The sequence below is a fragment of the Mycobacterium farcinogenes genome (assembly GCF_019739075.1).
Lineage (GTDB): Bacteria > Actinomycetota > Actinomycetes > Mycobacteriales > Mycobacteriaceae > Mycobacterium > Mycobacterium senegalense.
Genome location: NZ_CP081673.1, coordinates 323269 through 335166, shown reverse-complemented (window position 1 = coordinate 335166; position 11898 = coordinate 323269). Strand labels below are relative to the sequence as shown.

The window sequence follows — 11898 nt, the reverse complement described above, 5'->3', positions numbered from 1 at the left end:
GGCGCTGTGAGGCGGGGAAACCCCGGTGCCAAACCCAACAAGCTGCCGACCTGGCAGCTTCAGACAGGTTAGACTAGCGAATTATGGTGGAGTCCGATTCACAGGTCACTGAGCTGGCCGGAGAGCTGCAACGCGTTCTCTCCAAGGTGTTCTCGGTGCTGCGCCGGGGGGACACCAACAAGGGCACGGCCGGCGAGCTCACGCTGGCCCAGCTCTCGATTCTGCTCACCCTGCTCGACCAGGGCCCGATCCGGATGACGGAGCTGGCTGCCCGTGAGCGTGTGCGCACCCCCACCACCACCGTGGCGATCCGCCGGCTGGAGAAACTGGGCCTGGTAAAACGCTCACGTGACCCTTCTGACCTGCGTGCCGTCCTCGTGGAAGTCACCCCGCGCGGGCTGGTCCAGCACCGCGAATCGCTGGCGGCCCGTCGAGCCGATCTGGCGGCACGCCTGGCCAACCTGAGCCAGGAAGACCTCGACACCCTGGCTACCGCGCTCGCTCCCCTGGAACGGCTGGCCGTCCAGAACGAGCAGGCACCGGCCGCTCAGGCAAAGTCCGAGTAGCGAGCTATCCCAGCCAGTCCAATACCGCCGCGGCGGTCCACGACTGCTGCATGCTGCCCAACGGCTCCCCGGTGAACGGCTCGTAGTACTCGGCGAACGTGCCGTCACTTGCCTGGCGCAAGCCTTCGCGGCGCAAGGTCGAAGCCCGCTCGGCCCAACCGCGCCGCGCGAAACACCATGAGAACAGCCAGGTCATCACCGGCCACACCGGGCCACGCCAGTACTCACGCGACCGGAAATCCCGCGACACCGGCGAGGTCGACGGGATGAGTGCGTACTTCAGGTCCGGATGCCCGCAGAACCGGGGACCCTCCAACAGCCGCAGCAGGGCGCGTTCCCGGTCGTGCGGCAGCCCGCCGCACAGCAGCGGAGCGAACTGCGCCACCGTCTCGGTGGCCACCCACTTCTTCGCGCGGACATCGTAATCCCTTGCCGCACCGCTACGTTCGTCAGTGGTCTCGACGACTCCGACCCGGAACCGCTCGGCCCACGAATACAGATCGCGGACATCGGCGTGCGGGCGTTTGTAATCCTCACCGATCTCGGCGAGCACCTGACACGCCACCGAGAAGATCGCCGAGACGAAGACGTCCTCGACCGCGAAGCTCATCACCTTCGGCAGCAGATCATCGTCGTAGCGAACGGATTTCATCTCCTCGAGCAGCCACAGATACCGGTCGTACTCGAGATCACTGGGCCGCTGCGTGGCGTCGGTGATGATCGCGTTGTCCTCGCGCTGGTACTCGGGCACATTGCCGGGAACCACGTTGGCGTAGGCGCTGTCCCAGCGCGGCGAGTTGTCCATGCCGGACTCCCACCCGTGATACAGCGTGATGCGGCCGCGGCCGTCCTGGTCGCGCTGCTCCGCCAGCCAGCGATGCCAGCGCACCAGATCCGCCCACCGCCGATCGAGGAAACTGGCCGCCACTGCCCGCGTCGACCGGCCCCGGGTGCGGGCGTGGTCGAGGATGCGCTGCACCGCGATCGCATGCACCGGCGGCTGGGTGATGCCGGAGGTGTGCCGGATCCGCGGAGCGTTGGCCGCCAGCGCCGAGGTGGCCCACCGCGCCGGGCCGGGAAAGTAGCCGTCGACACCGTTGGCGAACACGATGTGCGGGATCATGCCGTTACGCCACTGCGCCGAGAGCAGGGTGTCGAGCTCCACCACTGCGCGCTCCACACTCAGCGGCGCCAGACCGATCGAGACGAACGCCGCGTCCCAACTCCACATATGCGGATACAGCAACGGCGCGGCAGTGGTCATCACACCCAGGTCGTTGCCGCGCAACAGGTAGGCGGCCCGCGCGGCGAGCTGGGTGGGAGCGAAGCTGGGATCCGGTGGCATCCCTACCATGATGCGACGTCGGCCCCCGGTCCGCAGGTCGGGCCCGCCCCATCCGGCGTCACAGTAACGTTGCAGATGTGCCGACTGCATTGATCACCGGAGCCGCGGGCGGAATCGGCTCGGCCATCGCCGCCGCGCTTGCTCCCACCCACACGCTGCTGCTGGCCGGACGGCCGTCGGCCCGGCTGGACGCCCTGGCCGAACGCCTCGGCGCGCCGACCTGGCCGTTGGACCTGACCGACGCCGACTCGATCGAATCCGCGACCGAGGTGCTCGCCGAACTCGACGTACTCGTGCACAACGCCGGCGTGCTCTACCCCGGCCGGGTCTCCGAATCCATCGCCGAACAGTGGCGGGCGTCGTTCGAGGTGAACGTCACCGGCGCGGTGGCCCTCACCCTGGCCCTGCTGCCGGCGCTGCGAGCCGCCCACGGGCATGTGGTTTTCATCAATTCCGGTGCGGGCCAGAAGGTTTCGCCCGGGATGGCGTCCTACTCGGCGAGTAAGTTCGCCCTACGGGCCTTCGCAGACTCACTGCGTGCCGACGAACCGGCCCTGCGCGTCACCTCGATCTTCCCCGGGCGCGTCGACACCGAGATGCAACGCGACCTGGTGGCCTACGAAGAGGGCGAGTACGACCCGGCCAAATTCCTCAAGCCCGAGACCGTGGCCGGGCTGGTGGCCACCGCCGTCACCACCCCGCCCGACGGGCATGTCCACGAAATCGTGGTCCGCCCCGGGTGATTTCGGTGCATCCGGTAACGCTGACCGTTACCGGATGCACCCAAATCACTAGACGACGAGGTTGACCAGCCGGCCCGGCACCACGATGACCTTCTTCGGCGTGGCGCCGTCGAGGAAGGCCTGCACCTTCTCGTCGGCGAGCGCGGCGGCCTCGAGCGCCGCCTTGTCAGCATCGGCGGCCACGGTGATCTTGCCGCGCACCTTGCCGTTCACCTGAACCGGGAACTCGATGGTGTCGTCCACCAGGTACTGCGGATCAGCCTGCGGGAAGGGCCCGTGCGCCAGTGAAGTGTCGTGGCCCAACCGCTTCCACAATTCCTCGGCCAGGTGCGGGGCCAGCGGGGCGACCATGAGAACCAGCGGTTCGATGGCGGCGCGGGCCGACACCCCCTCCTTGGTCAGGTGGTTGGTGTACTCGATCAGCTTGGCCGCGGCGGTGTTGTTGCGAAGCGCCGCATAGTCTTCGGTCACCCCGGCGATCGTGCGGTGCAGGATCTTGCGCGTGGCGGTGTCGAGAGCCTCGTGCTCGTTGACGCTGGTGGCCCCGGTTGCTTCGTCGACCACCACGCGCCACACCCGCTGCAGGAACCGGTGCGCACCGACGACGTCCTTGGTCGCCCACGGCCGCGAGGCCTCCAGCGGACCCATCGACATCTCGTAGACGCGCAGGGTGTCGGCACCGTACTCGTCACAGATCTCGTCGGGTGAGACCGAGTTCTTCAGGCTCTTGCCGATCTTGCCGAACTCCTGATTGACCTCGATTTCACCGTCCGGGCCGGTCCAGAAGAACTTCCCTTCGCGCTCAACGACTTCCGCCGCGGGCACATAACTGCCGCGCGAATCGGTGTAGGCGAAGGCCTGGATGTAGCCCTGGTTGACCAGACGGCGGTAGGGCTCGCTCGAGCTGACGAAGCCGAGATCGAACAGCACCTTGTGCCAGAACCGCGAGTACAGCAGGTGCAGCACCGCGTGCTCGACGCCACCGACGTACAGGTCGACACCGCCCGGATCGTTCGGGCCGTGCTCGGCCGGCCGCGGGCCCATCCAGTAGGCCTCGTTCTCCTTGGCGCACAGCTCTTCTGAGTTCTGCGGGTCGGCGTAGCGCAGCTCGTACCAGGAACTGCCGGCCCACTGCGGCATCACGTTGGTGTCGCGGGTGTAGGTCTGCAGCCCGTCGCCGAGGTCCAGCTCGACATGCACCCACTCGGTGGCCTTGCCCAGCGGCGGCGACGGTTCACTGTCGGCGTCGTCGGGGTCGAACGACACCGGTGAATAGTCGGGGATGTCCGGAAGTTCCACCGGCAGAGCCGATTCCGGCAACGCGTGGGCGCGGCCCTGCGCGTCGTAGACGATCGGGAACGGCTCACCCCAGTACCGCTGCCGGGCGAACAGCCAATCCCGCAACTTGTACTCGATCCGGGCCCGGCCACGACCGTCGGCCTCCAGGCGTTCGATGACCTTCGCCTTGGCCTCGGCCACCGACAGCCCGTTCAGGTAGTCGGAGTTGACCATGGTGCCGTCGCCGTTGTACGCGGCCTCGGTGATGTCGCCGCCGGCGACCACCTCGATGATGGGCAGGCCGAACTCAGTCGCGAAGTCCCAGTCCCGCTGGTCGCCACCGGGCACCGCCATGATGGCGCCGGTGCCATAACCGGCCAGCACGTAGTCGGCAATGAAGATGGGGACCTGTTGTCCGTTGACCGGGTTGGTGGCATAGGCACCGAGGAACACACCGGTCTTGGTCTTGTTCTCCTGGCGCTCCAGATCCGACTTGGCCGCGATCCCGGCCCGGTAGGCGGCGACGGCCTCCGCCGGGGTCGCCGCACCAAAGGTCCACCGCGAATCGGTGCCCTCGGGCCAGGCGTCGGCCACCAGTGCATCCACCAGATCGTGCTCGGGCGCCAACACCAGGTAGGTGGCGCCGAACAGCGTGTCCGGCCGCGTGGTGAACACCTCGACATCACCTGCTGCGGTGCCGAATTCGACCGAGGCACCGGTGGAGCGGCCGATCCAGTTGCGCTGCATGGCCTTGACCTTGTCGGGCCAGTCCAGCAGCTCCAGATCGTCGAGCAACCGGTCGGAGTAGGCGGTGATGCGCATCATCCACTGCCGCAGGCGCTTCCGGAACACCGGGAAGTTGCCGCGGTCGCTACGCCCGTCCGCGGTGACCTCTTCGTTGGCCAGCACCGTGCCCAGCCCGGGGCACCAGTTCACCATCGAGTCGGCGCGGTACACCAACCGGAAACCGTCCACCACATCGGCACGCTCAGCCGCCGACAACGCCGCCCAGGACCGGCCGTCGTCGAGAGTGCGTGCCCCGGAATCGAATTCGGCCACCAGCTCGCCGATGGGGCGGGCCTTCTTGGCCGCGGTGTCGAACCAGGCGTTGTAGATCTGCAGGAAGATCCACTGCGTCCACTTGTAGAAGTCGACGTCGGTGGTCGCGAAGCTGCGCCGCGAGTCGTGGCCCAGCCCCAGCCGGCCCAGCTGCCGGCGGAAGTTGACGATGTTGGCCTCGGTGCGGATGCGCGGGTGCGTCCCGGTCTGCACCGCGTACTGCTCGGCCGGCAGACCGAAGGCGTCGAACCCCAGTGCATGCAGCACGTTGCGGCCCGTCATGCGGTAGTACCGGGCGTAGACATCGGTGGCGATGTAGCCGAGCGGGTGCCCGACGTGCAGGCCCTCCCCGGACGGGTACGGGAACATGTCCTGCACGAACATCTTGTCGGCCGGAACCGACGAGCCGTCCTGCGGGGCGAGGGAACCTACCGGGTTGGCCACGTTGAACGTCCCGAGCTCGGCCCAGGTCTGCTGCCAGGACTGTTCGATCTGACCCGCCAGTTCCGCGGTGTAACGGTGCTGCGGGGTATCTTCACCCGCACGCGCGGAGGACAAATCACCTTCTGAAGGCCCTGACTGGGACGTGGTGGCGGGTTCGATCACGGTGTTCAGGGTATAAGGCCACGGTTTGAGCAGCTCACCGCCCATCTCACGGCATGCAAGCCACAGCTTGGTATCGGTTCCGTCGCGGCATAGTCAGGGGTTGATCCCAGGTCGATTGAGTTGCTGGTGGCGGATGCGAAACCCTGGATATTCTCGGCCCCTAGTGACAAGTTGCCTGGTGAAGGCATGGTTTGCGGAGGGAAGCGAGTGATGATCGAGTTGGCCGGCCGGTGGCGGGTGCTGGCAGCAGGCACCGCGATCGGCATCTCCGGGGTGGTGGGCTTCGCCGGTCAGACCGCCTCAGCCGAACCTCTCCTGCCGGCTCCCAGCGTGCCCGGGCCGGTGACCGTGACCCAGACCGTCACCGTCGCGCCCGCCGCGGTCCCGGCGGCAGCACCGGCTGCCCCCGCCGTACCCGGTGCGGCACCGGCGGTTCCGGTAGCCGCGGCACCCGCGGTGGCCGCGCCGGCCCCGGTGGCCCAGATCACCCCGGCCGCCTCAGGGACCTTCGCCGAGTTCTTCAAAAGCAAGGGCGTGAAGATGGAGCCGCAGGTCAGCCACAATTTCAAGGCGCTGAGCATCGTGCTGCCGCTGCCGTCCGGCTGGACCAACGTGCCCGATCCCAACGTGCCCGACGCGTTCGCCGTGATCGCAGACCGGTCCAGCCGCGATCTGTACACGCCCAACGCCCAGGTGGTGGTCTACAAGCTCGTGGGCGACTTCGACCCGGCCGAAGCCATCAGCCACGGCTTCGTCGACACCCAGCAGTTGCAGAACTGGCGCGCCACCGACATGTCGATGGGTGATTTCAACGGCTTCCCGTCGGCATTCATCGAAGGTAGCTATATGTCGGGCAGTCAGATGCTCAACACCTCCCGCAGGCACATCCTGGCCACCGCCGGCCCCGACCGCTACCTGGTGTCGTTGTCGGTCAACTCCTCGGCCGCCAACCAAGGTGTTTCAGCGGCTGCCGACGCCGCCGACGCGATCGTGTCCGGGTTCAAGGTCAGCGCGCCGGCCCCCGCCGCCGCGCCGCCGCCAGCTACTCCGGCTGCGCCCGCACCGGCACCGGCACCAGGTTTGCCCCAGCTCCTGGGCCTGCAACGCTGAGTCATCCGGACCAAACCCGACCTCGCGTCAACGATCGGCGCCTCGTATTGTGTGGCGCATGCTGATCGCCGCGCTGCTGTGTTTGAGCGCCGCCGTCATCGTCGGCGTGTTCGGGCTGTGGTTGTTGACCAGACCTCGCACCGGTGATCCCGTGCGCTCCGTGTTGAGGGCCGTGGCCCCCACCCAACTGGCCGCCGCGGTGATGCTCGCCGCCGGCGGTGCCGCCGCCCTGGCCGCCGCCCCCCACACGGGCCTGATGGTCGTCATGGTCTGCATCATCGGGGCCGTCGCCACCGTGGCCGCAGGGTGCTGGCAGAGCGCCAAGGCCGTCGCTGCGGCCGAGGCCGCCACCGGTGCGGGCGGGGACTGCGCCGGCTCGTGCGCCAGCTGCACCCTGTCTTGCAAGTAGTCGGAGGCTAGTTGCGGCTCACGTCGATCGGATGCGTGGCCAGTAGCGACATCGGCAACGGCTGACGGCGCAGCACCCGGCCCCACAGGTCGATCCGCGGCTCGATCAACACATCCGACGGCAGCGCGGACAACACGATCCAATCGTCGCGCTCGATCTCGCCGTCCAGTTGGCCGATGGTCCAGCCCGAGTATCCGGCGAATATCCGCACGCCCTCGATGACCGGGGCCAAAGTGTCCGGGTCCGCGTCGAGATCGACCATCACCACGCGGCCCTGCACATGGCGCAGCCCCGGGACGCCGTCGGCCTGCATGCCCACCCGCAACGTCGCCAGGCACAACGCGGAGTCCCGCTTGACCGGGCCGCCGATGAACATGGTCTTGGGCTTGGTGGTGAGCTTGGCCCACTGCGGCAGAACGTTGTAGACCGCGGTCTCACTGGGCCGGTTCAACACCACGCCGAGGGTGCCGCCGGCGTTGTGCTCGACGATGTAGATGACGCTGCGCCGGAAGGTCGGCTCCAGCAGATCGGTATTGGCCAGCAGCAGCGTGCCCGGCCGCACCCGATGCGCCGCAGGCGCGATGAAATCCTCCGGGTCTTCTGACTGCGCCACGTCTACATCATGGCACCGCGATTGCCGAGACGTGGCGAACAAGCCCGGGCGCGGTCGGATTTCGGCCCGGCTTTGTACTGTTGATCGGGTGGTTCATGTAAGCGCCCCCCGTGCCCTCTGGCACTCCTTGCGCGGCATGACCGAGTTCCGCCGGCTGCTGGAGTTGCGCGCGGTCAGCCAGTTCGCCGACGGCCTCTTCCAGGCCGGGTTGGCCGGCGCGATCCTGTTCAACCCCGAGCGCCAAGCCGAGCCGTGGCAGATCGCCATGGCGTTCGCGGTGATGTTCCTGCCGTACTCGGTGCTCGGCCCGTTCGCCGGCGCCCTGCTGGACCGGTGGGACCGGCGCCTGGTGCTCATCGGCGCCAACGTGGGCCGGCTGGTCGTGGTGCTGGCCGTGGGCGCGCTGCTGTCGTTCGGTGTCGGCGATGTTCCGATCCTGTGCTGTGCCCTGATCGTCAACGGGTTCACCCGGTTCGTGTCCTCCGGCCTGTCCGCCTCGCTGCCCGACGTGGTGCCGCAGGACCGGGTGGTGACGATGAACTCCGTGGCGACCGCGGTCGGATCGCTGGCCGCCTTCCTCGGCGCCGACTTCATGCTGGTGCCGCGCAAGCTGTTCGGTGCCGACGACACCGGCGCCTCGGTGGTCATGTTCATGGTGGCGTTCCCGGTGGCACTGGCGTTGTGGCTGTCGGTGCGCTTCGGCCCGCACGTGCTGGGCCCGCACGAGAGCAAGCGCGCCATCCACGGCTCGGTGGCCTACGCGGTGTCCACCGGCTGGGTGCACGGCGCCCGCACCGTGCTCGCCGTGCGGCCCGTCGCCGCAACCCTGGCCGGGCTCGCCGCACACCGGATGGCGTTCGGCATCAACTCACTGCTGGTGCTGGTGATCGTGCGGCACAGCGACGACCCCGATGTGACCGGGCTGGGGCTGGGCAGCGCCGTGCTGTTCATGGCGGCCGGGGGGATCGGGCAATTCGCGGCCACCGTGGGCGCTCCGGCAGTGATCGGCCGGTTCGGGCGCTATGCGACCGCCAACGGCGCCCTCGGCGTGGCCGTGGTCATCCAGTTGGCCGCCATGGGATTGCACGTGCCGGTGATGCTGGTGTGTGGCCTGCTGCTCGGCGCGGCCGGGCAGCTGGTGAAGCTGTGCGCGGACTCGGCGATGCAGATCGACGTCGACGACGCCCTGCGCGGCCACGTGTTCACCGTGCAGGACGCGCTGTTCTGGATGTCGTTCGTCGCGGCGATCGCTCTTGCGGCCACGGTGATCCCCGCCGACGGACACTCCCCCGCCCTGGTGGCCGCCGGCGCGGTCGCCTACCTGATCGGGCTCGGCCTACACGCCGTGGTGGCTTCGCCGAAGCGGGTGTGACGCTGCGGTCTAGGCTGGCCGCCATGGTGAGCGCCGAGCCGATCGTGGCCGACTTGTCCGCCGAGAGCGACGAACTCGATGCCCTCGTGGCCGACCTCCCACCCGAGCGCTGGGCCACTGCCACCCCGGCAGAGGGCTGGACCATCGCCCACCAGATCGCCCACCTGTTGTGGACCGACCGGGTCTCGGTCATCGCGATCACCGACCAGGCCGGCTTCGATGCGGTCCTCGCCGAGGCGTGGAAGAACCCGACGGGGTTCGTGGACGCCGCCGCCGAGGAACTGGCGCTCACCCCGCCGGAGCAGTTGCTGGCCGAGTGGCGCACGACCCGAGCGCGGTTGCACACCGAACTGGTGAACGTCGCCGAAGGCCGCAAGCTGCCGTGGTTCGGCCCGCCGATGAGTGCGACCTCGATGGCCACCGCTCGCCTGATGGAGACGTGGGCGCACGGCCTCGACGTGGCCGACGCTCTCGGGGCGCGCCGGCAGCCGACGGCGCGGCTGCGATCCATCGCCCATATCGGGGTTCGCACAAGGGATTTCGCTTTCACCGTGCATGAGCTGACCCCGCCGGCCGAGCCGTTCCGGGTCGAGCTGCGCGCGCCTGACGGCTCGTTGTGGGAGTGGGGCCCGCCCGACGCCGCGCAACGCGTGACGGGTTCTGCCGAGGACTTCTGCATGCTGGTCACCCAGCGCCGGGCTCCCGCCGAACTGGACGTGACTGCCGAAGGCGACGACGCCGCCAAGTGGCTGACGATCGCGCAGGCCTTCGCCGGGCCGCCGGGTCCCGGGCGGGCCTGAGCAGTCGACCAGCACCATCGACTCTGCGCTCACGACGCGGAGTCGGCGCGGCCGTCCCCGTCGGTGTCGGTCAGTTTGAGGTCCCAACGCCCGTCACCGTCGGTGTCGACGTAAGCCAGGTTGCCGGCCAACACCCGATCGGCCAGCCCGTCCCCGTCGACATCGAGCAACCGATCGTCGACAGCGCCGTCGGCGTCGAAATCCACCATCGGTCCCCCGGTCGCCTCGGTCCCGTCCAAACCGAACCAGCGCACCTGACCGGACCGGTCCACGCCGACCGCCCAGGTACCCGAACCGTCATCGGTGAAATAGGCCGGATCCTCGGGATGGTCCCGGACCAGATGATCGGCAACACCGTCGCCGTCGAGATCGGCCATCACGTCATCGATACGGCCGTCCCCGTCGAAATCCAGACCGATGCCGTCAGGGCCGCCGTCACCGTCCACGTCCACATCGGGAACGCCGGTAAAGATGGCCGCGGTGCCGTCGGGCTCACCCAGGCAGTAGTCCATGACTGATCAGACGCACGATCAGCTCCTGGCGTTCCACCATTTCAACAATTCGTCGACGGCCTGCTCACGGGACAGCGGCCCGTGGTCGAGCCGGAGCTCCTTGAGGTACTTCCACGCCTCGCCCACCTGCGGGCCCGCCGGGATGCCGAGGATCTCCATGATCTCGTTGCCGTCGAGATCCGGCCGCACCCGCTGCAGGTCCTCCTTGGCCGCCAGCTCGGCGATCCGGTTCTCCAGGTCGTCGTAGTTGGCCTGCAGCCGCGCGGCGCGGCGCTTGTTACGGGTGGTGCAGTCGGCCCGCACCAGCTTGTGCAGCCGGCTCAGCAGCGGGCCGGCATCGGTGACGTAGCGGCGCACCGCCGAGTCGGTCCACTTGCCGGTGCCCTTGTCGTCGGCGTAGCCGTGGAACCGCAGATGCAGGTACACCAGCTGCGATACGTCGTCGACCATCTGTTTGGAGTACTTGAGCGCCCGCATCCGCTTGCGGGTCATCTTCGCGCCGACCACCTCGTGGTGGTGGAAGCTGACCCCGCCGTCGGATTCGTGCTTGCGGGTGGCCGGCTTGCCGATGTCGTGCAGCAGCGCCGCCCAGCGCAGCACCAGGTCCGGACCGTCATCCTCCAGTTCTACGGCCTGCCGCAGCACCGTCAGCGAATGCCAGTAGACGTCCTTGTGCTGGTGGTGTTCGTCGATGGCCATCCGCATCTCGCCGACCTCGGGAAGCACCACGTCGCCCAGCCCGGTCTGGACCATCAGGTCGACCCCGGCGACGGGGTCCTTGCCCAGCAGCATCTTGTCCAGTTCGGCGGCGACCCGCTCGACGGTGATCCGGCCCAGCTGCGGAGCCATCTCCAGCAATGCCTCAAGCACCCGCGGCGCCACCTCGAACCCGAGCTGTGAGACGAACCTGACCGCACGCAACATCCGCAGCGGATCGTCCCCGAAGGACACCTGCGGCGCGGACGGCGTATCGAGCACCTTGGCCTGGATGGCCGCCAAACCGCCCAGCGGATCGATGAATTCGCCGATACCGCCCGGTTGGTCCGGCGTGATGCGGACCGCCATCGCGTTCACCGTGAAATCACGCCGCACCAGATCGTCGTTCAGGTTGTCGCCGAACTCCACGGTCGGATTCCGTGACACCTGGTCGTAGCTGTCGGCGCGGAACGTGGTGATCTCCAGCCGGTGCTCGCCCTTGCCCACACCGACGGTGCCGAACTCGATCCCGGTATCCCACAGCGCGTCGGCCCACGGCCGCAGGAACTTCAACATCTGCTCGGGCCGGGCGTCGGTGGTGAAATCGAGATCGCTCTGCGCGGTCAGCCGGCCCAGCAGGGCATCACGCACACTGCCACCGACCAGATACAGCTCGTGACCGGCCGCAGCGAACACCGCACCGAGCCCGTGCAGCACCTCGGCGCGCTGCTTCAGCGAGACCAGCGCGCCGGCCAGCAATTCGGCATCAGTAACAACAGCGTCGGACAC

The 11898-nt window shown here is 68.3% G+C and carries 11 protein-coding genes; 6 read left to right on the top strand and 5 right to left on the bottom strand.

The window, feature by feature from the left end; translation table 11 throughout:
- Positions 1-83: 83 nt before the first annotated feature.
- Positions 84-566 (top strand): MarR family winged helix-turn-helix transcriptional regulator, encoded by a 483-nt coding sequence (locus tag K6L26_RS01400; protein WP_019344136.1) that lies wholly within the window; start codon positions 84-86, stop codon positions 564-566.
- Between the two features lie 4 nt (positions 567-570).
- On the opposite strand, the gene ggh is transcribed toward K6L26_RS01400, so the two are convergent.
- Positions 571-1911: a glucosylglycerate hydrolase gene (gene ggh / locus K6L26_RS01395; protein ID WP_019344135.1), complete on the bottom strand. Its 1341-nt coding sequence runs from the start codon at positions 1909-1911 to the stop codon at positions 571-573.
- A gap of 77 nt (positions 1912-1988) precedes the next feature.
- On the opposite strand from ggh, the gene K6L26_RS01390 reads away from it, so the two are divergent.
- Positions 1989-2654, top strand: coding sequence for an SDR family oxidoreductase (locus K6L26_RS01390; protein WP_019344134.1), 666 nt, complete (start codon positions 1989-1991; stop codon positions 2652-2654).
- Positions 2655-2702: 48 nt separating this feature from the next.
- On the opposite strand, the gene leuS is transcribed toward K6L26_RS01390, so the two are convergent.
- A complete protein-coding gene (gene leuS, locus K6L26_RS01385) occupies positions 2703-5597 on the bottom strand; it encodes a leucine--tRNA ligase (protein ID WP_245008667.1) in 2895 nt (964 codons plus the stop codon).
- 210 nt (positions 5598-5807) lie between these two features.
- Here leuS and K6L26_RS01380 point away from each other — a divergent pair, with 210 nt between their 5' ends.
- Both K6L26_RS01380 and K6L26_RS01375 read left to right on the top strand, forming a co-directional pair.
- Positions 5808-6707, top strand: coding sequence for an LpqN/LpqT family lipoprotein (locus tag K6L26_RS01380; RefSeq protein WP_047037103.1), 900 nt, complete (start codon positions 5808-5810; stop codon positions 6705-6707).
- A 58-nt stretch (positions 6708-6765) separates the two neighbouring features.
- On the top strand, positions 6766-7116 hold the full coding sequence (locus tag K6L26_RS01375) for a hypothetical protein (RefSeq protein ID WP_036390723.1): 351 nt from the start codon (positions 6766-6768) through the stop codon (positions 7114-7116).
- Between the two features lie 7 nt (positions 7117-7123).
- Here the strand turns inward: K6L26_RS01375 and K6L26_RS01370 are convergent, their stop codons facing one another.
- A complete protein-coding gene (locus K6L26_RS01370) occupies positions 7124-7729 on the bottom strand; it encodes a YqgE/AlgH family protein (protein WP_036390722.1) in 606 nt (201 codons plus the stop codon).
- A 136-nt stretch (positions 7730-7865) separates the two neighbouring features.
- Here K6L26_RS01370 and K6L26_RS01365 point away from each other — a divergent pair, with 136 nt between their 5' ends.
- A complete protein-coding gene (locus tag K6L26_RS01365) occupies positions 7866-9101 on the top strand; it encodes an MFS transporter (RefSeq protein ID WP_109756684.1) in 1236 nt (411 codons plus the stop codon).
- Between the two features lie 23 nt (positions 9102-9124).
- Positions 9125-9901: a TIGR03084 family metal-binding protein gene (locus K6L26_RS01360; protein WP_064894917.1), complete on the top strand. Its 777-nt coding sequence runs from the start codon at positions 9125-9127 to the stop codon at positions 9899-9901.
- Between the two features lie 29 nt (positions 9902-9930).
- Here the strand turns inward: K6L26_RS01360 and K6L26_RS01355 are convergent, their stop codons facing one another.
- Together K6L26_RS01355 and K6L26_RS01350 are read right to left on the bottom strand one after the other, a co-directional pair.
- Positions 9931-10413 carry a pullulanase gene (locus K6L26_RS01355; RefSeq protein WP_065063649.1) on the bottom strand — a complete coding sequence of 161 codons (483 nt, stop codon included), beginning with the start codon at positions 10411-10413 and terminating at the stop codon, positions 9931-9933.
- Between the two features lie 18 nt (positions 10414-10431).
- A complete protein-coding gene (locus K6L26_RS01350) occupies positions 10432-11898 on the bottom strand; it encodes a CCA tRNA nucleotidyltransferase (RefSeq protein WP_076111482.1) in 1467 nt (488 codons plus the stop codon).

Coding starts and splice junctions, on each gene's coding strand:
- K6L26_RS01400 (WP_019344136.1), top strand. CDS start 84: ATGGTGGAGTCCGATTCACAGGTCACTGAGCTGGCCGGAGAGCTGCAA.
- K6L26_RS01355 (WP_065063649.1), bottom strand. CDS start 10,413: ATGGACTACTGCCTGGGTGAGCCCGACGGCACCGCGGCCATCTTTACC.
- K6L26_RS01380 (WP_047037103.1), top strand. CDS start 5,808: ATGATCGAGTTGGCCGGCCGGTGGCGGGTGCTGGCAGCAGGCACCGCG.
- ggh (WP_019344135.1), bottom strand. CDS start 1,911: ATGCCACCGGATCCCAGCTTCGCTCCCACCCAGCTCGCCGCGCGGGCC.
- K6L26_RS01365 (WP_109756684.1), top strand. CDS start 7,866: ATGACCGAGTTCCGCCGGCTGCTGGAGTTGCGCGCGGTCAGCCAGTTC.
- K6L26_RS01375 (WP_036390723.1), top strand. CDS start 6,766: ATGCTGATCGCCGCGCTGCTGTGTTTGAGCGCCGCCGTCATCGTCGGC.
- K6L26_RS01360 (WP_064894917.1), top strand. CDS start 9,125: ATGGTGAGCGCCGAGCCGATCGTGGCCGACTTGTCCGCCGAGAGCGAC.